This is a genomic window from Sphingomonas sp. BRN-1R, from assembly GCF_057748035.1.
Genome location: NZ_CM173236.1, coordinates 2126298 through 2148245 on the forward strand (window position 1 = coordinate 2126298; position 21948 = coordinate 2148245).

General features: G+C 67.7%; 20 protein-coding genes and 1 tRNA gene. 7 read left to right on the forward strand and 14 right to left on the reverse strand.

The genetic code is table 11. The features are described 5' to 3' along the window. Positions 1 to 83: 83 nt before the first annotated feature. From AC3ANX_RS09835 to AC3ANX_RS09855, 5 genes are all read left to right on the forward strand, one after another. Complete coding sequence (locus AC3ANX_RS09835) at positions 84 to 2285, forward strand: sensor histidine kinase NtrY-like (protein ID WP_488336814.1); 2202 nt, start codon at positions 84 to 86, stop codon at positions 2283 to 2285. A gap of 3 nt (positions 2286 to 2288) precedes the next feature. Continuing rightward, positions 2289 to 3662 (forward strand): nitrogen assimilation response regulator NtrX, encoded by a 1374-nt coding sequence (gene ntrX / locus AC3ANX_RS09840; RefSeq protein ID WP_488336815.1) that lies wholly within the window; start codon positions 2289 to 2291, stop codon positions 3660 to 3662. 238 nt (positions 3663 to 3900) lie between these two features. Further along, positions 3901 to 4395 carry an RNA chaperone Hfq gene (hfq, locus tag AC3ANX_RS09845; protein ID WP_488336816.1) on the forward strand — a complete coding sequence of 165 codons (495 nt, stop codon included), beginning with the start codon at positions 3901 to 3903 and terminating at the stop codon, positions 4393 to 4395. Positions 4396 to 4405: 10 nt separating this feature from the next. Beyond that, on the forward strand, positions 4406 to 5692 hold the full coding sequence (gene hflX, locus AC3ANX_RS09850) for a GTPase HflX (RefSeq protein WP_488336817.1): 1287 nt from the start codon (positions 4406 to 4408) through the stop codon (positions 5690 to 5692). A 24-nt stretch (positions 5693 to 5716) separates the two neighbouring features. Further along, a complete protein-coding gene (locus tag AC3ANX_RS09855) occupies positions 5717 to 6094 on the forward strand; it encodes a hypothetical protein (protein WP_488336818.1) in 378 nt (125 codons plus the stop codon). Here AC3ANX_RS09855 and mazG read toward each other — a convergent pair whose 3' ends face one another. The 10 genes from mazG to AC3ANX_RS09905 are packed head-to-tail and all read right to left on the reverse strand — an operon-like array spanning position 6095 to position 15013. Beyond that, positions 6095 to 6862: a nucleoside triphosphate pyrophosphohydrolase gene (mazG, locus tag AC3ANX_RS09860; RefSeq protein ID WP_488336819.1), complete on the reverse strand. Its 768-nt coding sequence runs from the start codon at positions 6860 to 6862 to the stop codon at positions 6095 to 6097. Between the two features lie 54 nt (positions 6863 to 6916). Next, complete coding sequence (locus tag AC3ANX_RS09865; protein WP_488336820.1) at positions 6917 to 7117, reverse strand: hypothetical protein; 201 nt, start codon at positions 7115 to 7117, stop codon at positions 6917 to 6919. Continuing rightward, positions 7114 to 7878 carry an MBL fold metallo-hydrolase gene (locus AC3ANX_RS09870; protein ID WP_488336821.1) on the reverse strand — a complete coding sequence of 255 codons (765 nt, stop codon included), beginning with the start codon at positions 7876 to 7878 and terminating at the stop codon, positions 7114 to 7116. Before AC3ANX_RS09870 ends, AC3ANX_RS09865 begins: the two co-directional genes overlap by 4 nt. Next, a complete protein-coding gene (locus AC3ANX_RS09875) occupies positions 7875 to 8651 on the reverse strand; it encodes a TatD family hydrolase (RefSeq protein WP_488336822.1) in 777 nt (258 codons plus the stop codon). The genes AC3ANX_RS09870 and AC3ANX_RS09875 overlap by 4 nt, the downstream gene beginning before the upstream one ends. Beyond that, entirely contained in the window at positions 8651 to 10213 is a 1563-nt protein-coding gene (metG, locus tag AC3ANX_RS09880) for a methionine--tRNA ligase (RefSeq protein ID WP_488336823.1), read from the reverse strand. Before metG ends, AC3ANX_RS09875 begins: the two co-directional genes overlap by 1 nt. Before the next feature lie 8 nt (positions 10214 to 10221). Next, complete coding sequence (locus AC3ANX_RS09885) at positions 10222 to 11208, reverse strand: AAA family ATPase (RefSeq protein ID WP_488336824.1); 987 nt, start codon at positions 11206 to 11208, stop codon at positions 10222 to 10224. After that, positions 11205 to 11840 (reverse strand): dTMP kinase, encoded by a 636-nt coding sequence (tmk, locus tag AC3ANX_RS09890; protein ID WP_488336825.1) that lies wholly within the window; start codon positions 11838 to 11840, stop codon positions 11205 to 11207. The genes AC3ANX_RS09885 and tmk overlap by 4 nt, the downstream gene beginning before the upstream one ends. A gap of 1 nt (position 11841) precedes the next feature. Beyond that, positions 11842 to 13005, reverse strand: coding sequence for a D-alanyl-D-alanine carboxypeptidase family protein (locus AC3ANX_RS09895; RefSeq protein ID WP_488336826.1), 1164 nt, complete (start codon positions 13003 to 13005; stop codon positions 11842 to 11844). A gap of 28 nt (positions 13006 to 13033) precedes the next feature. Continuing rightward, a complete protein-coding gene (locus AC3ANX_RS09900; protein WP_488336827.1) occupies positions 13034 to 13981 on the reverse strand; it encodes an SPOR domain-containing protein in 948 nt (315 codons plus the stop codon). Next, positions 13982 to 15013, reverse strand: coding sequence for a lytic murein transglycosylase (locus tag AC3ANX_RS09905; protein ID WP_488336828.1), 1032 nt, complete (start codon positions 15011 to 15013; stop codon positions 13982 to 13984). A 240-nt stretch (positions 15014 to 15253) separates the two neighbouring features. Here AC3ANX_RS09905 and AC3ANX_RS09910 point away from each other — a divergent pair. Continuing rightward, positions 15254 to 15343, forward strand: a tRNA-Ser gene (locus AC3ANX_RS09910). A gap of 189 nt (positions 15344 to 15532) precedes the next feature. After that, the gene (locus AC3ANX_RS09915) at positions 15533 to 16318 is read left to right on the forward strand and encodes a FadR/GntR family transcriptional regulator (protein WP_488336829.1); all 786 of its coding nucleotides are present in this window, start codon (positions 15533 to 15535) and stop codon (positions 16316 to 16318) included. Between the two features lie 4 nt (positions 16319 to 16322). On the opposite strand, the gene AC3ANX_RS09920 is transcribed toward AC3ANX_RS09915, so the two are convergent. The 4 genes from AC3ANX_RS09920 to pdxA are packed head-to-tail and all read right to left on the reverse strand — an operon-like array spanning position 16323 to position 21770. Then, a complete protein-coding gene (locus AC3ANX_RS09920; protein WP_488336830.1) occupies positions 16323 to 17456 on the reverse strand; it encodes an iron-containing alcohol dehydrogenase in 1134 nt (377 codons plus the stop codon). Then, positions 17453 to 19846, reverse strand: a complete 2394-nt coding sequence (locus AC3ANX_RS09925; RefSeq protein WP_488336831.1) for an SUMF1/EgtB/PvdO family nonheme iron enzyme — start codon at positions 19844 to 19846, stop codon at positions 17453 to 17455. The genes AC3ANX_RS09920 and AC3ANX_RS09925 overlap by 4 nt, the downstream gene beginning before the upstream one ends. Then, entirely contained in the window at positions 19843 to 20775 is a 933-nt protein-coding gene (locus tag AC3ANX_RS09930) for a dihydrodipicolinate synthase family protein (RefSeq protein WP_488336832.1), read from the reverse strand. The genes AC3ANX_RS09925 and AC3ANX_RS09930 overlap by 4 nt, the downstream gene beginning before the upstream one ends. Continuing rightward, positions 20772 to 21770: a 4-hydroxythreonine-4-phosphate dehydrogenase PdxA gene (gene pdxA / locus AC3ANX_RS09935; RefSeq protein WP_488336833.1), complete on the reverse strand. Its 999-nt coding sequence runs from the start codon at positions 21768 to 21770 to the stop codon at positions 20772 to 20774. The genes AC3ANX_RS09930 and pdxA overlap by 4 nt, the downstream gene beginning before the upstream one ends. Positions 21771 to 21948: the final 178 nt, after the last annotated feature.

Below are 21948 nucleotides of genomic sequence, written 5' to 3' on the forward strand. Positions count from 1 at the left end.
CGACGGCAGGCGGAGCCGGCAACCGGGCGACATGAACGATTAGTGTGTTTTCTTTGCAACGGCGGCGTTGTAGATAAAGCACGATGACTGTCGCGTCTCCCACACCGGCCACGGTACGGCGATGGACCTTCCAGGTCACGCCGGCGCTGGAGGTGTCGGTGCTGGCGATCGCATTCGCGGTCGCTATCGCGAGCTACTTCGTGATTCGCAGCGGTTCGTCGCCAGCGCTGCTGACGCCGCCGCTTGTGGCGCTGCTGCTCGTCGCCAATCTGGTGCCCGCGATCGCGCTGCTGATGCTGCTCGGACGGCGGATCGCGATGCGCCGTGCCGCGCGATCTCCGGTCGGCGGGCGCGGCACCTTGCATGTCCGCCTCGTCGCGTTGTTCTCGGTGATCGCGGCGGTGCCGACGCTGTTCGTCGTCGTGTTCGCCTCGTTGCTGTTCCAATACGGCGTGCAATTCTGGTATTCCGATCAGGCGCGCAGCATGATCGAGAACGCGACCGGGGTCGCCAAGACGTCGTACGAACAGATGTTGCAACGCTGGCAGGTCAACACCGTCACCGCTGCGCAGGATATTTCCGAGAACTTCGCCGAGAAGATCCGTCGACCCGATTTCCCGAACTATTTCGGCAAGTTCCAAATTTTCTACCGCAGTTTCTCGGACGGGTTCCTGTTCATCGCCACCCCCGATGGCAAGTTCCAACAGATCGTCAGCCTCAACCCGGACAAGATCGTGCTCGAACGCGAGGTCGGGCGCGGTGATCTGGTCGCGGTCCGCGACAAGGTGCCGAGCATCACCACCGTCAAGGGCGACCGCATCCAGACGATCGCGGCTATCCCCGGCACGACCAACGTGTTCCTGCTGACAGTCGCGATCTCCGACGTGCGCGTGATGGAGGCGCAATCGAAGCGCAGCGCCGCCGTACTGGCGAGCTACCGCGATCTCATCAGCCGCTCGCGGTCCTTGCAGTTGAAGTTCAACGCCGCGTTGCTCGCCATCTCGCTGCTGATCGTCGCGTTGGCGGTGTGGATCGCGCTGGAGGTGGCGGACCGCCTCGTGCGGCCGATCGGCGAGCTAGTCGGCGCGGCGGATCAGGTCGCGACCGGCGACCTGTCGGTGCGCGTGCCCGGCGCTGCCTCCAACGATGAGATCGGCACGCTCGCCACCGCCTTCAACACGATGACGGCGCGGCTCCAGGCGCAGACCAGCGCGCTGGAAAGCCGCCGCGCGCTGATCGAGGCGGTGATGTCGGGCGTCACCGCCGGTGTCGTCGCGATCAACACGACGGGTGAGATCCGGCTCATCAACCGTTCCGCCGCCGTGCTGCTCAACACCGGCGACGAGACGCCGGTCGGCCGCCCGCTGTCGATGATCTCGCCCGAACTCGACGCGCTCATCGCCAGCGAGGATCGCGAGGCGATCGTCGAGGTCGATGCCGGCGGGGAGGCCAAGACGCTGGCGGTGAAGATCACGCGCGCGGTCGAGGGGCCGATCCTGACCTTCGACGATATCACCGGCCAGTTGCTCGATCAGCGCCGCGCGGCGTGGTCCGACGTGGCGCGCCGCATCGCCCACGAGATCAAGAACCCGCTCACTCCGATTCAGCTTGCGGCGGAGCGGCTCCAGCGACGCTACGGCAAGCAGATCGCCGCCGACGACGGCACCTTCGCGCGGCTGACCGACACGATCGTGCGGCAGGTCGGCGATCTACGGCGTATGGTCGATGAGTTTTCCTCGTTCGCGCGGATGCCCAAGCCGGTGTTTCGCAGCGAATCGCTGCTCGATCTCGCGCGGCAGACGTTGTTCCTCCACGAGGTCGCGCATCCGCAGATCCGCTTCGTGCTGCAATATGACGAGCCCGGCCCGATGCTGGTGTGCGACCGTCGCCAGATCGGTCAGGCGCTCACCAACATCATCAAGAATGCGGTCGAGGCGATCGAGGCGAAGGGGGAGGGCAGCGATGGCGCTGTCTCGATGACGCTTTCGCAGGATGCCGCCTCGGCCTCGCTCATCGTGCGAGACAGCGGCATCGGCCTGCCGGCGAACCGCGACCGCATCGTCGAGCCGTACGTGACGACGCGCGCGCGCGGCACCGGGCTCGGCCTGGCGATCGTCAAGAAGATCGTCGAGGAGCATTTCGGCACGATCGTCTTCTCCGACAACGAAGGCGGCGGCACCTGCGTGTCGATACGCTTCGACACCCACGCGCTGGCGGCGCTCGACAGCGGGGACGCGCCCCCGCCCGAAGCCCAGGCGCGCGAACCTTTCCAGAACCGGACATAGTTTATGGCACTCGATATCCTCATCGTCGACGACGAGCATGACATCCGCGACCTCGTGGCGGGCGTGCTCGAGGACGAAGGCTACGGCACCCGCACCGCCGCCAACAGCGATGCCGCGCTCGAGGCGATCTCGACCCGGCGGCCGTCGCTGGTGCTGCTCGATGTGTGGCTGCACGGCTCGCGGCTCGACGGGCTCGATCTGCTTGACGAGATCAAGCGGCGCGATCCGACCATCCCGGTGCTGATGATCTCGGGCCACGGCAACCTCGACACCGCCGTCGCCGCGATCCGCCGCGGCGCGGCCGATTTCATCGAAAAGCCGTTCGAGGCCGAGCGGCTGCTGCTGATGGTAGCCCGCGCGACCGAGACCGAGCGGCTGCGCCGCGAGGTCGCAAGCCTGCGCGCGGTGGCGGCGCGCGATGCTGACCTGACCGGCAACTCGGCCGGCATCAACGCGGTGCGCGCCACGCTGAAGCGGGTCGCCGCCACCGGCAGCCGCGTGCTGGTGATGGGCGCGGCCGGGGTCGGCAAGGAGATCGCCGCGCGCCTGCTCCACGGCTGGAGCCAGCGCGCCGATGCACCGTTCGTGATCGTCAATGCCGCGCGCATGACGCCTGAACGCGTCGACGAGGAACTGTTCGGCGTGGAGGAGGGGGGCGATCTCGTCCGCTCGGGTCTGCTCGAACAGGCGCATGGCGGCACCTTGTTCCTCGACGAGATCGCCGACATGCCGATCACCACGCAGGCCCGCATCCTGCGCGTGCTGACCGACCAGAGCTTCACCCGCGTCGGTGGCACGCGCGTGGTCAAGGTCGATGTGCGCGTCGTCTCCGCCACCGCGCGCGACCTCGCGTTCGAAATCGCCGAGGGTCGGTTCCGCGAGGATCTCTATTACCGGCTGAACGTCGTGCCGGTGCAGATCCCACCGCTCGCCGAGCGGCGCGAGGACATCCCCGCCTTGATCCAGCACTTCGTCGCGCATTACGCCGCCGATCGCCGCGTGCCGACGCCCGAGATCGCGCCCGACGCGATGGTCGCGCTGCAAAGCTACGAGTGGCCGGGCAACGTCCGCCAGCTTCGCAACATCGTCGAGCGCGTCATCATCATGGCGCCGGGCGATCGGATCGGCCGGATCGACCTCGACATGCTGCCAAGCGAGGTGCTGGGCGATCCCGGCGAGCTTGGCGGCGGCGCAACCGCGATCATGGGCTCGCCGCTACGCGAGGCGCGCGAGACGTTCGAGCGCGAGTATCTCCGCGTCCAGATCAAGCGGTTCTCGGGCAATATCTCGCGCACCGCGAACTTCATCGGCATGGAGCGTTCCGCACTGCACCGTAAGCTGAAGTTGCTAGGCATCACCGAAGGTCGCGACGAGTGAGGGGCTACCCGTAAGCCCAAATCGTCACTCCAGCAAAAGCTGGCGTCTTCCGGGGGAGGGCACCACAAGAGCCGCGGGAGACTCCAGCATGCGCTGGAGTGACGGGCTGGACGATTAATCCCGTTATCGGTGGACGGATGCCGCGGCGCACCCTAAATCGCGTGGGCGACAATCGCACAACCGACGCCGGAAATGGCGCGCTGCGGGAAAAAACCCGCCAAGAACAAAGGATCGACCGATGGCCGACAAACAAGCCTCCCTTCAGGACCTCTTCCTCAACGCGCTGCGCCGCTCGAAAACCCCGGTGACGATGTTCCTCGTCAAGGGCGTGAAGCTGCAAGGCATCGTGACGTGGTTCGACAATTTCTCCGTGCTGCTCCGCCGCGATGGTCAATCGCAGCTCATCTACAAGCACGCCATCTCCACCATCATGCCGTCGAGCGCGGTTGATATCGCCGCGATCGTCAACGCGGTCGGCGAGGCGCAGCGCAAGGCACCGTTGTTGCAGGAGATTTTCCTCAACGCGGTGCGCAAGTCGAACGACAATGTGACGATGTTCCTTGTGAACGGCGTGATGTTGCAGGGACACATTGCGGCGTTCGATCTGTTCTGCATGTTGCTCCAGCGCGATGGCATGTCGCAGCTCGTCTATAAGCATGCGGTTTCGACCATCCAGCCGGCGCACCCGCTGAACCTCGCCGACGAGCAGGCGGATACGGACGACGAAGATTGAGAGTGACGATTTGAGTACAGGGTTCGAACGGGATCGCGACGAGTTCGCGCGCGGTGCGCGCGCCATCGTCGTGTATCCCGATCACGGCGTCTCATCGCGGGACGCCGAGGCGCGGCTGGAGGAGACCTCCGGCCTCGCCGCCGCAATCGGCGTGACGGTGGTCGAGAAGGTGCCGCTCAGGGTGCGTGCGCCCAAGCCGGCAACGCTGATCGGCAGCGGTCAGGTCGAGCAGCTCGCCGCGACGGTGCGGATGGAGGAGGCGGGGCTCGTCGTGTTCGACGCCGCGCTCACCCCCGTGCAGCAGCGCAACCTCGAAACCGCGCTCGAGGCCAAGGTGATCGACCGCACCGGGCTGATCCTCGAAATTTTCGGTGAGCGTGCCGCCACCGCCGAAGGGCGGTTGCAGGTCGAACTCGCGCATTTGGATTATCAGGCCGGCCGGCTGGTACGAAGCTGGACCCACCTCGAACGCCAGCGCGGCGGCTTCGGCTTCCTCGGCGGCCCGGGTGAAACGCAGATCGAGGCCGACCGCCGCTTGATCCGCGACCGCATGGCGCGGCTGCGCAAGGAACTCGATTCGGTCAGCCGCACGCGCGGGCTCCACCGCGAGCGGCGCCAGCGCGCGCCTTGGCCGGTGATCGCGCTGGTCGGCTATACCAACGCCGGCAAGTCGACGCTGTTCAACCGCCTCACCGGCGCGCACGTTATGGCGGAGGATCTGCTGTTCGCGACGCTCGACCCGACGCTCCGGCAGATTTCGCTGCCCGGCATCGACAAGGCGATCCTGTCCGACACCGTCGGCTTCGTCTCGGAACTGCCGACGCAGCTTGTCGCCGCGTTCAAGGCGACGCTTGAAGAAGTGGTCTCCGCCGATCTGCTCGTCCACGTCCGCGACATCGCGCATCCCGACACGCAGGCGCAGCGCGCCGATGTCGAGGGGGTATTGCGCGATCTCGGCGTTGCCGACACCACGCCGCGCATCGAGGCGTGGAACAAGCTCGACCTGCTCGAAGGCGAAGCGCGCGAGGATATGCTCGCCGAGGCCACACGACGCGATGACGTGGTCGCGCTGTCGGCGCTGAGCGGGGAAGGGGTCGATACGCTGGTTGAGGCGATCGGCGGGCTCCTGACGCAAGGCCACCGTCGCTACTCGATCACGCTTGATCCCGGCGATGGTGCGGCCGCCGCCTGGCTGCACGCCCATGGCGAGGTGCTTGGGCAGGAGGCGGACGGCGAACATGCGGTGTACGACGTGCGCATGGCGCCGAGCGATTACGAGCGCTTCCTGACGCGCTGACGCGGATCGGACTGGGTGGGGGGAATGATGACGGCCAGCTTGCTCGGCGTGATTGCGCAAGTGCCTTGGAACAAGGTGCTCGAGAACGCGCCCGACATCATATCCGGCGCATCGAAGCTGTTCGCGAACCTGCCGCGCACGCGCGACGAGTTCGTACGGCAGGAGAATGGCGTCGTGGTCGAGGGTACGCCGCCCGCGCTCCTCGCGCGTCTCGATGCGGCGGAGGATGCGATCCTGACCCTCAACAAGCAATTAACCGAGGCAACCACGCTGATCGGGGCGCTCGCCGCGAGCAACCAGTCGTTGCTCGAGCGGGTTCAGGTGCAACAGCGGGTCATCATCGGGCTTGGTGTCGGCGTCTTGTGCCTGGTGATCGCGACGTGTTTCGTACTGGCGCGATAGTTACGCCACGGGTTTCTCTGCCATAGCTTTTTTCACGGCTACCCATTGCGCTTCCTGTGTTGCGAGATCGCGCGTGGCGAATGCCGGGTCGGCCGCTTCCATCGCGCGGAAGCGCCGTTCGAACTTCGCATTGCCTGCGCGCAGCGCCGCCTCCGGGTCGACGCCGAGCTTGCGCGCCAGGTTCGCCACCGCGAACAGCAGATCGCCGACTTCCTCCTCGCGTTCAGCCTGCGTGCTTGCGCCGGCCACCTCGGCGAGTTCCTCGTCGATCTTTGCGCGTGGACCATCGGTATCGGGCCAGTCGAAGCCGACGCGCGCGGCGCGCTTCTGCAACTTCTCCGCACGCAGCAGCGCGGGCAGGCCGAGCGCCACGCCATCGAGCGCACCCGGCGCGGTCGTGCTTGCGGCCTTGGCGGCGCGCTCGTCAGCCTTGATCTGCTCCCAGATATGGTTACCGCCTTCGGCTGCGTCGCCGAAGATATGCGGGTGGCGGCGCTCCATCTTGTCGCTGATCGACGTCACGACGTCAGCAAACGTGAAGTGGCCGCCTTCCTCGGCCATGCGGCTATGGAACACGACCTGGAGCAGCAGGTCGCCGAGTTCGTCGCGCAGATCCGCCATGTCGCCGCGCTCGCACGCATCGGCGACCTCATAGGCTTCCTCGATCGTGTACGGCGCAATCGACGCGAAAGTCTGCGCACGATCCCATTCGCAGCCGTTCACCGGATCACGGAGGCGCGCCATGATGCTTACCAGCCGATCAACCATTCCAGTTCGCCTTCCCCCGTCAGTTCGATAATATATATTATGTTAAACTCGCACTCAGAAGCCGAGCAGTCCTCGCGCGTTTGCACCGACTCCCATCGCCGCTTGCCACATCACCACCACGAGATACAGGAAACCGAAGATCGCCGCCCACGCCAACGCCATCTTGAGCGTTTCGCCCAGAGGCAACCGTCGCGCGATCAACGCCGACACGGGCAGCAGCAACATCGCGGCGTAGAGCAGCACGTCGCCCGTCACAGCACGATCTCCAGTCCGTCGTACCCCGGCTCGACGCCGGCCGGCAGATGCGCCGCAAGCGTGGCATAATCCATCGAGTGATCCATATGCGTCAGCACCGCCCGACCCGGCGTGAGCGCCTCGATCCAGCCCAATGTGGTGGCGAGATCGGCATGGCTCGGATGAACTCGCTCCCGCAGGGCGTCAACGATCCACACATCGAGATGCTGGTAGATCGCCTCAGCAGCCGGCGTCATCTCCTTGATATCGGTCGCATATCCTAAACTCTTGCCATCAGCCTCGAAGCGCAAGCCAGCCGACGTGATCGTGCCGTGCGGTTGATCCGCGACCCGGATCGCGATATCGCCGATGGTGAATACGTCGCCCAAGTCTTCGATCGTCGCGGTCGGCGGATAGCCACCCGCGCCGGCGAACACATAGGGGAATCGCGTCGTCAGCGTGCGCGCGGTCCACGGTCGCGCCAGCCCGCGTACCGGCCGCCCCATCTCGTGATACACCTGCCGCAGATCGTCGATGCCATGGGTGTGATCGGCATGGTCGTGCGTCCAGATCACCGCATCCACGCTGCCGACGCGTGCGGCGAGCAACTGCGCGCGCATGTCCGGCCCGGTATCGACGAGGATGCGTGTGGTCGTTGTCTCGACCAGGATCGACGCGCGCGTGCGCGCATTGCGCGGATCGGCGGGGTCGCACGCGCCCCAGTCGTTCCCGATCCGCGGCACGCCCGACGACGTGCCCGAGCCGAGCACCCGCACCTTCATGCGCGAACCTTGCTGAACAAAGTATAGAAGTTGCGTGCGGTCGCCGCCGCCAGCGTTTCGATCGCTTCGCCGCGCAGGCCCGCGAGGAAAGCAGCGGTGTCCGCTACGAAGGCCGGCTCGCCGGTCTTGCCGCGATGCGGGACCGGCGCGAGGAACGGCGCGTCGGTCTCGATCAGCAGCCGGTCGATCGGCAGGCGCTTGGCGGTGGCTTGCAGATCCTGCGCGTTCTTGAACGTCACAATTCCTGAGATCGAGATGTAGAAACCCAACGCAAGTGCCACATCTGCAAAAGCATCGCTCGCGGTAAAGCAGTGAATCACGCCGGGGAAAGCCCCCTGCTCCATCTCCTCGCGCAGGATCGCGGCGGTATCCTCTTCCGCATCGCGGGTATGCACCACGATCGGCAACTGCGTCGCCCGCGCGGCAGCGATATGGGCGCGGAAACTCGCCTGCTGACGCTCGCGATCGCTCTTGTCGTAATAGTAATCGAGCCCTGTCTCCCCGATGCCGACCACGCGCGGATGCTGCGCGCGTTCGATCAGTCGGGCAGTGTCGACGTCCGGGTGCTGGTCCGCCTCATGCGGGTGGATGCCGACCGTTGCCCAGACATCGGCCTCGCGCTCGGCGGTGCCGAGCACCATGTCCCACTCGCTCTCGCGCGTGGCGATGTTGAGCATCACCTCCACACCGCGCGCGCGGGCGTTGGCGAGCACCTCCGCCTGCCGGTCGCCAAGCCCTTTGTAATCGAGGTGGCAATGGCTGTCGGCGAACATCAGGCAGCGTCCTCGGCGGGCAGTTCGAGCCGGGGAAACAACCCGACCGGCTGATCGAGCCGGAAGCCGCTCTCGGCCAGTGGCGAATACCAATGCGAGCCGATCGCGGTGAAATCGCGTAGGTCGGCGGCAACGCCCATCCGGTCGAGCAGGGTCGCGGCGCTGCGCGGGATGATCGGCTGGATCGCCACCGCGAGCTGCGCGATGCAGATGTAGAGCGTCGCCAACACCGTCTCCATGCGTGCCGGATCGGTCTTGCGCAGCTTCCACGGCGCCTGTTCGTCGATATAGGCGTTGCACGCATAGACCGCCTGCATCCAATGCTCGGTCGCGTGCGACAGCGCGAGGTCGCCGAACGCCGCCGGCATCGCCTCGTGCACCGCCTTGCCGACAATTTCGAACAGAGCGTTGTCGGCCGTATCATGGCCGTGGATCGCGGGCAGCGCGGCGTCGCAATTCTTGAAGATCTGCGACAGCGTGCGCTGCGCCAGATTGCCGAAACCATTGGCAAGATCGGCGTTGATCCGCGTGACGATCGCCTCGGCCGAATAGCTGCCGTCCTGCCCGAACGACACCTCGCGCAGCAGGAAATAACGCACCGCATCGACGCCGAAACGCGCGATCAGGTCGGCGGGATCGGTGACGTTGCCGAGCGACTTCGACATCTTCTCGCCCCGGTTGAGCAGGAAGCCGTGGCCGAACACCGTCTTCGGCAGCGCCAGCTTCGCACTCATCAGGAACGCCGGCCAGTAAACCGCATGAAAACGCACGATATCCTTGCCGATCAGGTGGAGATCGGCCGGCCAGAACTTCGCCAGCGTTGCCGCATCGTCGGGATAGCCCGCGCCGGTCAGATAGTTGGTCAGCGCATCGACCCACACGTACATGACGTGACCGTCGCTGCCCGGCACCTTTACGCCCCAGTCGAAGCTGGTGCGCGACACCGAAAGATCGGCGAGTCCGCCCTCGACGAAGCGCAGCACCTCGTTGCGGCGGCTTTCGGGGCGAATAAAGTCGGGATTGGCTGCGTAATGATCGAGCAGCGGCTGCTGGTATTTGGAGAGACGGAAGAACCAGCTTTCCTCGGCGGTCCAGGTGACGGGCGTGCCCTGCGGTGAGAGCTTGGCGCCCCCTTCCCCGTCGACGAGTTCCTTCTCGTCGTAAAAGGCTTCGTCGCGCACCGAATACCAGCCTTCGTAGCGGCTTAGATACAGGTCGCCGGCATCCGCCATCGCCTGCCAGATCGCCTGGCTGGCGCGGTGATGATCGGGCTCGGTAGTGCGGATGAAACGATCATATGAGATATCAAGGCTGTCGCACATCGTGCGAAAAAGCCCGGACATTTCGTCGGCGAGCGCGCGTACCTCAAGCCCCTTGTCGCGTGCGGTCTGCACCATCTTGAGGCCATGCTCGTCAGTGCCGGTCTGGAAGCGCACCTCGCGCCCGGCCTGCCGCTGGAAGCGGGCGATCGCATCGGCGGCGATTGCTTCATAGGCGTGGCCGATGTGCGGCTTGCCGTTGGGGTAGCTGATTGCGGTGGTGATATAATAGGGTTCGGCCATGCCCCTCCCTAAGCCGGGGCGGCGAGCTTCGCAACGAGGCCGGCCATTTCATACACCGTTCCTTGGGTATCGAGCGACAGGGCGCGCGCGCTCGCCGACAACGCGCGGGCGGCGTCGTAGCTGTCGAGCGCCACGCGCAGCGGTTCGCCATGCCGGGTGCGCGCGCGTTCGGCGATGAAGGCGGGTACGCGGTCGAGAAAGGCTTCGTAGCGCGGCTGCGCGGCCTTGGGCGCGAGCAGCTTGGCGAGCTTCACACGCCGCGCGTTGCTGCGATCTCCGTCGCGCGCGATCGCCGCCAGCGCACCGTCGAGCGCGGCGAGATCGAGCCCTGCGAAGCCCAGTGCCCGCCCCGGCGAGCCCGCGCCGGCTCGCACCAGCGCGTCGATTTCGGCATCATCGGCCTGCGGCGACTGCGCCTGGACGATCCGCCGCATGTCCGCTTCGCCGAGCGGATCGAAGCGGAGCAGCCGACAGCGCGAGCGGATCGTCGGCAGCAGCCGGCCGGGCGCGTGGCTGATGAGGATGAAGATCGTCCCCGCCGGCGGCTCCTCGAGGCTCTTGAGCAACGCGTTGGAGGCCCCCGGCCGCTCGACATCGTCGATCGCGTCGATCAGCACGACACGGCGCGGCGACAGCGACGGCTTCATCCCGAACATCGGCAGCAGCGCACGCACCTGTGCGATGGTGATGCTGCGCGCCAGTTCCTGACCCGTCTTGTCAGATTCCTTGGGCAAACGTTTGAGTTCACGGTAATCGGGGTGCGAACCTGCCTCGATCAACCTGCGCGTCTGATGATCCTCGGGCACCTCGAAGCCGGGCGGCAGCGTGCCCGGCGCACCTGCGTCGGCGAGCAGCCGCAGCGCGGCGGCGCGTGCGAAGCTTGCCTTGCCGATCCCCTCCGGCCCGGCGAACAGCCAGGCGTGGTGGAGCGAGCCGCCCGCTATCGCCGCCGCGAACGCCGCGTGCGCCGCATCGTTGCCGACCGGCAGCGTCATGGCAGCAGATCGGCGAGCCCGGCGAGCAGCGCCTGCGTTACGGTGTCGGCGTCGCCCGATGCGTCGATCAGCCGGAAGCGCGCGGGCTCGGTGTCGGCAAAGCGGCGGAAGGCGGCCGCGACATCGGCGTGATACGCGTCTCCGCGTGCCGCAAAACGATCCGCCGCCGCGCCGTCACGGCTTTCCGCACGCGCGCGGCCCTGCTCCACGGACACTTCCAGCACGAAGGTGCGGTCCGGCAGCAACCCTCCCGAACCGAAGCTGTGCAGCGCCAGGATGTCGGTGTCGGCGATCCCGCCCGCGAGCCCTTGGTAGGCACGGCTGCTGTCGAGGAAGCGGTCGCAGATCACCCAGGCCCCGGCATCGAGCGCGGGCTCGATGGTCTTCTCGACATGATCCGTACGCGCGGCGGCGAACAGCAAAGCCTCGCTACGCGCGCTCCAGCGGCCCTGCGCACCCTGTAACAGCAGCGCGCGCACGGCTTCAGCGCCCTCGCTGCCGCCGGGTTCGCGGGTGACGACCGCCTCGATTCCGCGTTCGCGCAAGACCTCGGCGAGCCGCCGCGCCTGAGTCGATTTGCCGGCACCCTCCCCGCCTTCCAGCGAGATGAAGCGCCCGCGATCGTCCGTCATCTTACGCGCCGAACAGGCTCATCAGCCCGGCCCACACCCGGCCGAAGAAGCCCGCCTCCGCAACATCAGTCGCGGCGACGAGCGGCAGCCGCTGCACCGGCATGTCGGGCGCGGTGACGAGCAGATCCGCGATGTGCTGGCCAGCCTTGATCGGTGCCTTGATCGGGCCGTCATATGCCACCTTGAGCGACATTTCCGAACCGACCCCGGCGGGCAGCGTCGCGGTCAGGTTCGAGCCGGCGACGAGATCGACATGATTGGTGCTGCCGCCCTGCACTTCGGCGGTCTCGACCTTCTTGCCCTTCGACACGATCGGCTTGGCCTGCCACGAGCGGAAGCCCCAGTTCATGAACTTGACCGATTCCTCGGCGCGCTGGCCATAGGTGCCGAGACCCGCCAGCACCATCACGAGGCGACGCCCGTTCTGGATCGCCGAGCCGGTGAAGCCGTAGCCAGCCTCCTCGGTATGGCCGGTCTTCAACCCGTCGGCGCCGGCCACGCGACCGAGCAGCGGGTCGCGGTTCTCCTGCTTGATCGCCGCGCCCGCACCCAGCGTCTTGCCCCAGGTGAAATCGGGCCGCGAATAGAAGCGCTTGTACAGGTCCGGGAAGTTGGTGATCGTCGCCTTGGCGAGCGTGGCGAGATCGCGCGCGGTCACATAGGTCGCACCGCCATCGGGCCAGCCGTTCGACGTGCCGAAGTGGCTGTTCTTGAGGCCGATCTTCGCCGCCTCACGGTTCATCCGCTCGACGAACGACGGTTCGGTCCCGGCGATCCCCTCGGCCAGCACCACGCACGCGTCGTTCCCCGACAAGGTGACGATGCCGTAGAGCAGGTCGGCGACGCTGACCTTCTCGCCCGCCGACAGGAACATGGTCGAGCCCTGCGAATGCCACTTCTTCCACGTCTCGGGCTGCATCTCGAACTGCTGGTCGAGCTTGAGGTCGCCGCTCTTGACGAGGCTGAACGCGACATAGACCGTCATCATCTTCGCCAGCGACGCGGGCGGCATGCGGCGGTCGGCATCCTTCTGGTACAGGATCGAGCCCGAGGACAGATCCTCCATATACGCCACCGGCGCAGGCGTATCGAACTGCGGCGCGGCCGCCAGCACGGGCTGCACCGCGACGAGCGCGAGGACGGAAGCGGCGATCAGTTTCTTCATGTGGGAGCGGTCCTGTTACGCTGGAATTCTACTGTGTGCGGGCGACACGCGCGTCGCGATAGCCGCGCCGCGCCGCCGCGTCACGCGCGCGATTGGCCGTGGCAGCATCGCCATACGGGCCGAGCTGGACGCGGTACAGCCCACCCCCGCCGATCACGCGCCCACCAAGCGTGCGCGCGAGGTCGTTGGCACGCGGGCCTGATGACAGGGCTGCGACCTGCACGACATAGCCCGAGCGAAGCGCGGGCGCGGGTGCCGGGGCGTGCGGGGCCGGAGCATGAGAGGCCGCGTGCGGCTGGTTGCGCGCAACCGGCGCGGGCGTCGCATAAGGCGCGCCGGGCGATGCATCGTCGTCCGGTGCGAGTGCGGGTGCACGGACGCGGCTTGGCGCAGGATCCCCGGAGCGCTGGCGTACCGGGCGCGTCGGGGCTGTCACCGCCGCGACCGACGCAGGTACGCGCCGGCGCAGCGCCTTGAGCAGCACCTCGGGCGCGTCGATCCGCGCAGAAGCCGCCGCGCCCGAGCGCAGCGCCGTCTGATCCTGCGGGCTCGGCAGCGCGGCACGCACGCGTACGCCGGCGCCAGGTGAGATGCCGAGCGCCTGGAACGCACCTGCGGACAGCATCACCGCCCCGCCGGGCGCTTCGTTCGAGGCGACCAGCGCGAGGATCGTATGGCCCTGCCCCAGCTCGGTCACTTCGACGAAACTCCCGGGCGCAGCGCCTGCCGCCGAAACCGAGACACCGCGAGCGTCATCACCGGGTTGCGCGACTGCGACCATATCGAACAGCGCCGCGCCCGACGTTGCACGCGGGCCGGTGCCCTGCGGCATATCGGGCGGAGCATCCTGCGGGCCGGACGCGGGTTGCATCGGCTGCGACCACCCGGCGCGCGGCTGATCGGCAGCCGCATCCGCTTTCGGTGCGGGACGGCGATCGGCACCGCCGAGCGCAGCGGCAAGAACGAGCAGCAACATCTATCGCGAGACCGCGTCGGACAGCAGTCCGACCGACAGGGCATAGAAGTTCGAGCAATTGTAATCGAGGATCACGCGGTAGTTTCCCGTCAGCAGATAGGCGGTGTTGCCCGGACCATCGGGCTCGATCAGCGTCGCCAGCACGCTGTCGGCAGGCCAGGCGCGGCTCTGCGGCACGATGCCGAGCGCGCGCCATTCCGCCATCGTCTTCCAGCCGCTGTGCCGCTGGAACACGCGCGGGCAGCGCGGGCTGACGAGGCGGTTGACGATCTGCGAGCGGTCGAACCCGGCCGGCACGTCGACCGCGACGCCCCAAGGCTGGCCGGGCCGCCAGCCGGCGTTGGCGAAGTAATTGCCGATCGACGCGAGCGTATCCGCGTCGCTCGTCCATATGTCGGCGCGGCCATCGCCATCGCCGTCACGTGCGAGCCGGTTATAGACCGAGGGCAGGAACTGCGGCCCGCCCGTCGCGCCGGCCCAGCTCCCCACCAGCTTCGAACGCGGCACGCCGCGATCGAGCATCTTGAGCGCGCCGATGAACTCGTCGGTGAACAGGTCGCGCCGCCGCCCCTCATAGGCAAGCGAGGCGAGCGCGCGCGGCAGGTCGAACCCGCCCATCACCACGCCGTAATTGGTCTCGTTGCCCCAGATCGCCACCATGATCGATTCGGGAACGCCGGTTTCGTCCTCGATCTTCTTGAGCCGCCAACGCTGTGCCTGATACGCGGCGCGACCCCGGCTGATCCGCTGTGCATCGACGTGCGCGATCCGGTACGGCGCATAAGGCGGCGTTGCGGTGCTGGCGGGATTGCCCGGCTGCTGGCGATCGAGGTCGATCACGCGCTGGTTGAGCGTCAGCGTCGGCAGCACCGCATCGAGCGTCGCGTTCGACACGCCCTGCGCGCGCGCCTGCACCCGCAACTGGCCGAGGAACGCCTGAAAGCCCGCATCATCCTGCGCGCCGGCCGGCACCGCGAGTAAGGCGGAGAGCGCCGCGCCGATCGCCGTCAAAGATCTGGTAAAGCCCCGCATGAACATGACTCTGGCACAAGCCCGCGCCGACATGAACCCCCAAAGGCTGCCCCCTTGCACAAAACGCCGTTCCCGCCGTAAGCGGTGCCGGTCTCGGCGTGCTACGGGGTGAGCGGCGGCCGCGTCCTTCAAGCATCCAGCGCTTGCGGAAGCGGGCGCGAGAATGGAGAAGCGATACAACCGGCCGGAGGCAACGCGATTCGGGATCGGATCCACCGCGTTGCGAGCCGTAGCGGGTAAGGAAGAGTGTCCGAGTGGTTTAAGGAACCGGTCTTGAAAACCGGCGAGGGTGCAAGCTCTCCGTGGGTTCGAATCCCACCTCTTCCGCCAGCCTGTCGCGGACGCACGTTCTCCCCGACCCCCTAGAATCCGCCTTCAAAAGGAACGTCATCGCAGACGCGTGGTCGCCAATCTTCCATTCGAGCACTTGGGAACGCCCGACCTGACGATGCCGCCACTTGTAAAACAAGCGCAGAACGCTGCTTCCCAAGTGACACGGAGCGGGGTATCCCTCACGGGATGCAGCAGAACGCGACGCCCGATCCGATCCCCGTCCTTACAAGCGGCGATGCAAGTGCGGACAGCCAGCGTGGCGGCACGCTCGCGGACAAGGTGTACGAGCATCTGTTCGGGCTGATCTCCAGCGGTCGCTATTCGCGCGAGACGAAGTTGCCGAGCGAGCACGAGCTCGCCCGCTCGTTCGAGGTGTCGCGGCCTGTCATCCGCGATGCGCTCAAGCGGTTGCGCGACGACGGAGTGATCTACTCACGACAGGGCGCGGGCAGCTTCGTGCTCGGCCAGCAGGGCGAAGCGGCGGACGACATGGCGGACGTGCCGCAGTTGTTTGGGCCGGCGGAGACGATCGCCGATATCCAGCGCTGCTTCGAGTTTCGCGAGACGATTGAGGGCAAATGCGCCGAACTCGCCGCAGGGCGCCGCAGCGACGCGGTGATCGCACAGCTCGGCGAGATCCTGCGCCGGCTGGAGCGCGCCACCGCCGATCACGTCCACCGCGAGGATGTCGATTTCGAATTTCACCTCACCATCGCCAAGGCGTCGAACAACCAGTATTTCTCCTCGGTGCTGGCTGCGTTGCGCGATCAGATCGCGATCGGCATGAAGCTGCACGGTATGGCGTTGCTCAAGCCGTCGGGCCGGCTCGGCGAATCCACCGACGAGCATAGCCGCATCGTCGAGGCGATCGCCGCCGGCGACGCGCAGACGGCGGGCGATGCGATGCGCGCGCACATCCGCCACTCGCGCGACCGGCTGTTCGGCGGCGGGCTGATCGACCTCAGCCTCTGACGCGTTACAGCGCGGCGCGGTAGATGCCGGCGATCTCGGCCTGATCGATCGCGCGCGGGTTGTTGTCGAGCAGCCGCCGGATCGCCGCCGCCTCAGCCGCCATCGCGTCCAGATCGCCCGCGCCGATGCCGTGCGCGGACAGCCGCATGTCGATGCCGAGATCGCGACAGAACGCGCTCGCGGCGGCGAACACCGCATTATGGCCTACGGTGCCGAGCCCGAGCAGTTCGGTGATTTCGCGCGTGCGCTCGGGCACGGCCGGCGCATTGTGCGCAAGGATGTGCGGAAAGATGATCGCATTGGCGCGCCCGTGCGAGATGCCATGCCGCGTGCTGAGCGGGTAGGCGACGGCGTGCCCGGCAGCGGTGTTGACCGGCCCCAGGCAGTAGCCTCCATAGAGCGCGGCGAGCGCAAGCCCGGCGCGTGCGTCGAGATCGTCGCCGTTCTCCACCGCGCGGCGCAGGTAGCGGCCGATCAGGCGGATGCCCTCGCGCGCATAGAGGTCAGTCGCGGCATGCGCGCGGACGTTGGTGAACGCCTCGACACAATGGGCCAGCGCGTCGAGCCCGGTTTCGGCGGTGATGGTCGCGGGGACGGTGCGCGCCAGCGCGGGATCGATCACGACGAGATCGGCCACCATCTGTTGCGCTTCGATCGCGAGTTTGGTGCCGCTCGCGGGATCGCTCACCAAAGCGCGCGGACCCGCCTCGCTGCCCGTGCCGGCGGTGGAGGGCACCTGCGCGAGTGCGATCGTGCGCGACGGCACCCGGTCGACGCCGACCACGTCCGCCAGCGCCACTTCCGATCCGGCGAGGACGGCGATCAGCTTGGCCAGATCCATCACGCTGCCGCCGCCCGCCCCGACGATCAGATCGGGGCGCACCGTATCGGCAAGCCCGCGCGCCGCCGCGACCATCGCCGTATCGGGCTCGCGATCGACGCCGTCGAACACGCTGACCTCGCCGTCCAATCCGAGATCGCCGATGCGGTCGCGGAAGAACGGCGCGGTGATGAGCAATGTGCGGCGCACCCCGCGCCGCGCCGCGAACGCGCCGACCTCGCCGATGCAGCCGACCCCGAAATAGAGGCGCGCGGGTCGCTCGATCACGACCGGGCGAAACGGATCGGGCGCTGTCACTGGACGTTCTCCGGCGGGGTGCCGCCCGGCGTGAAAACGTGGCCGGGAAGCAGCCCGTCCTTGAACACCACGTCGCTGACAAGCTTGCCCGCCGCCGTCCAGACGCGCGCGCGGCCATCGGCGGCCTGCCCGTTCCATTCGGAAATGCTGCGCATCTTGCCGGGCGCCCACCAGCGCGTCCAGGTGAACCGATCGCCGCCGGTGAAGCGGCGTTCGGAAACGAGCGTGCCGGTCACATCGTAATTGCGCTCGACACCGACCTTGCGACCGAGCCGGTATTCGACCTCCCACTCGGGTTTGCCGTTCGGGTAGAACCAGCGCTGCGGGCCATCGAGTACGAACGCGCCGTTGCTGCCCCGCCCGCCCGACCAGCGCCCGCGCACGCCGCCGTCAGGGTAATGCTCCTCATGGCTGGTGCGTCCGGTGACGCCGGTCACGTCGTTGCCGTCGAGCGCGGCGGCGGCGGGGGCCGGTGCGTCGGGTGCATCGAGCCACGCTTCGTTGAAGGCGAGCGCGACCGCCGGCACCGTGACCGAGGTGACGACGTGGATCACCCCGTCGTCGCCCTGCGCGGCGGCGACATAGCCGAGCGTCGAACCCTCCATGTCTCGCGCGCGATCGGGCTTTTCCGAGCGTTCCGCGCCGGGCAGCGACTTGAACCGCCACGTCTTCCCGTCGTCGGCGGAGATCGCGACATAGGAACCGCGCTGCGGCACGCGCCTGAGCAGCGGCTTGGTGCGCACGTAGTCGCCCAGCATCATCAGCCGCCCGCTTTTCAGCCGCAGGATCTGCGGGCGCTGCGCCGAGCCGAGCGCGGGGAACGGCGTCTGCGATTTCACGTAGCTCTTGCCGCCATCGTGCGAGGTGGCGAGCGGCATGAAGCCGTCGATATCGGTGCTCTTGCCGCCGAAGCCGAGGATGCGACCGTCCTTTGCCTCCACGAAGGTGGTGTGGCGGCCGAAGGTGCGCCCGCCGGTGTCGCGCCACGTCCGCCCGTCGTCATCGCTCGCCCAGAGCAGCCCGACCGCGTCGGTCGAGCCAGGCACGCCGTCCGCCGCCGCGCCGTCGCTCGACAGCAGCAGCCGGCCCTTCGAATCGCGGAACGCGGTGTTGACCGGCTGGCGATTGTGCGGCCCCACCGGGCCGGCGAAGCGCGGGTATTGGATGGCGGACCAGCTCGCGCCGCTGTCTTCGCTCGTCATCCAGTGGAACGGGAAGTCCTTCTTCCCCCATTCGCTGCCACCCGAATACGGCGATCCCCAGAAGAAGCGCACCGTCTTGCCGTCGCGCAGCAGCAGCGGCGCATGATCGTTGACGCCGACGATATCCGCGAACGGCGACGGCGGATCCCATTGATCCGCGCCGTGACGCAGCCGGGTCGCGACGATCATCGTGCCCGCCTCATACTCGCGGTAGCTGGTGTAGATCGCGATCAGCACGTCGCCGTTGGGCATCACCGTGATGCCGGGGCTGTGATGGTGATTGCGGAACAGCGCGTCCCAGCCCGAGGCGTCGATCGTCGCGCCGCCGGTGTTGTTGGGCGGCGCGGGCAGATAGACGCGGCGGCGGAAATAGGGCTTGCTCGGGTCCGGCCCCATGCTCGCGGTGGCGAGATCGGTGCGCACGCCGACCGTGTTGAGCGGCGGCGTGACCGGCAGGTCGTGCGGCGCGGGATCGGGCGCCTCGACCAATCGCAGGCCGATCGTGTGAAAGCCGCCGCCCTGTTCCGCCCCGGCCTTGGGTGCGAAGCCCGGCGGGAAGGCGAGCCGAGCCTCGGGCCTGGTATAGTCGATCTCGACTTCGGGATCGGTCTTTGCGCGTTTGGGGTTGAAGCCGATCCGCCCGCCGCGCACCACCCGCAGCGCGCCCGATGCCGCGCCGGTCGGATCGGTCTGCGCCTCGAGCGGATACGTGCCGAAGCGATCGGCGGTCCATTCCTGCGGTCCACCCTCCAGCCCGACGACCGCACCGTAGCGCTTAGGGTCGCGCAGCGCGAGGCGAGCGGTATATTCCCACTCGGCCTCGGTCGGCAGGCGATAGTGGCGGCCGGTGCGCTGCGACAGCCACGCCGCATAGGCGACCGCATCGTCCCAGCTTATGCCCGCGACATAGGGCGTCGTTTCGGTGGAGATCGGCGCGTTGAGGCGGAAGCGCCGCCACTCCGCGATCGTGACTTCGTGCGCGGCGATGCGGAACGGCTTGCTGATCGTCACCGGGTGCGCGGGGCGCTCGTTGTAATAGTCGCGCGACAAGCCATCCTCGGCGCCCATCACGAAACGGCCGGCGGGGATGTCGACCATCGCGGGGGCTGGTTCGTTTTGCGGTTGCGCGATCGCCGCCGCCGCCGCGATCATCACCGGCGCCGTCCCGGCCAGCCAGATCCGCTTCACGACACCTCCTCCGCACCGTCTTCGAACAGGCGCGCCATCGCCTCGGCCAGGTCCGCCTGCGGGGCAGCATCGAGCGGCAGCCACGGCGGCCTCACCGTCGCCCAATCAGGCGTACCTGTGCGGAGTGCGTGCGCGGCCTTGAGCGCCGGGATCTGCGGCCAGCGCTGGAACAGCGTGCGCGCCGTGGTGATGCGCGTTTCGATCGCGCGAGTGCGCTCGGGCGGTTCGCCGGCCGCGATACACCGCGCGAGATCGGCGAGCCACGGCGCGATCAGATTGGAGGTCGCGGTGATACCCCCTGCCCCGCCGGCGCGCAGCAGCGGCCCGACGAGGTGATCCGCCCCGGCGAACACCGACAAGCCGGGGAAGGCCGCGACGAGGCCGCGCATATGGTCGAGGTCGCCGCTCGAATCCTTCACCCCGACGATCACGCCCGGATAGGCCGCGATCAGCCGCCGCAGCAGACCGGGCGTGATCCGAACGCCGCTCATCTGCGGAATGTGGTAGAGCATCGCAGTCAGGCCGGGGTCGCGCGTGCCCTCGATCACGCGCGCGTAATGCGCGAACAAGCCGTCCTCGCTCGGATCGGGGTAATAGAAGGGCGGCAGCAGCAGCACCGTCCGCACGCCGAGCGCGCGGGCGTGGCGGGTGAGGTCAATCGTCTCGGGGGCGGCGCAGAGGCCGGTGCCGGGCACCAGCCGCGTCGGATCGATCCCGGCGGCGACCACCGCTTCCAGCACGTCGCGCCGTTCGGCGGTCGACAGGCTATTCGCCTCCCCAGTGGTGCCGAGCAGGGCGATCCCGTCGCAGCCGCTGTCGAGCAGGTGGCGCGCATGTTCGGCGGTGCGTGCGGGATCGACCGTGCCGTCGGAGCCGAAGGCGGTGAACGACGCGGCGAAGATGCCGCGGATCGGCAGCGGCGCGCTCATGCCGCCAGCTCCGCGGTCTTCGCGACGCGCGGCGCATCGGCCAGGCGACGGGCATAGGCGAGTGCAGCCATCATGTTGACGTGGCTGGCGCGGCCGGTGCCGGCGATATCGAAGGCGGTGCCGTGGTCGACCGAGGTCCGGTCGATCGGCAACCCCAGCGACACGTTCACGGTCGTGTCGAACGCGACCAGCTTGGTCGGGATGTGGCCCTGATCGTGGTATTGCGCGACGACCAGATCGAACTCGCCCTGATAGGCGCGGTGGAATACCGTGTCGGGCGAGATCGGCCCGCTCACATCCACGCCGTGCGTGCGCGCCTGCGCGACGGCGGGCGCGATGCCGCGATCGTCTTCGTCACCGAACAGGCCGTGCTCGCCGCAATGCGGGTTGAGCCCGGCGACCGCGATACGGGGCTTGGGCGTGCCGATGCGGCGGAGCTGCGCCGCGCCGGCGAGGATCGTCGCGAGGACGCGCTTCGGCTCGACCCGGCGGATCGCCTCGGCGAGGGAGACGTGCGTAGAGACGTGGATCGTCGACAGCCGTTCGGACGCGAGCAGCATGAACGAGGCACGCGCGCCGGTGAGATGCGCGAGCAGCCCGGTATGGCCATCGAAGCGGTGGCCGGCGGCGTTCATCGCTTCCTTGTTGATCGGCGCGGTGCAGATGCAACCGCCCTCAGCCCGCACGATCTCGACCGCGCGGACGATCGTGCGATAGGCGGCGTCGCCCGCGATCGGATCGAGCTTGCCGAACGCGACGGGGGCAGAGAGCGCGATATCGTCGAGCCGGACCGCACCCGCGCCGTCGCCGAAGCGCACATCCGTACCGACGAGACGCGCTGCCTGTTCGAGCACGGCACGCGGGCCGACCACGCGGGTTCGCGCCAGCGTCGCCGCGTCGAGGTCGGCAAGCGCGCGACAGACGATCTCCGGCCCGATCCCCGCCGGATCCCCGGCGGTGATGACGATCGGCGCTGCTGTGTCGTCGGCTTTCATGCCCCCTCCTTCGCCGATGGCGTTGGCACGACACTTACCGGGCGCAGGCAAATCTGTCATCCTGTAAATTGAGTTGTCACGCCAAAACTCCCAATCATCCGGCTTTCGCGCCGCGCCGGTCGGGGAAGATCGACGCAATCACGTTTAATTTGACATATTATGACTTACATGTTGTGAA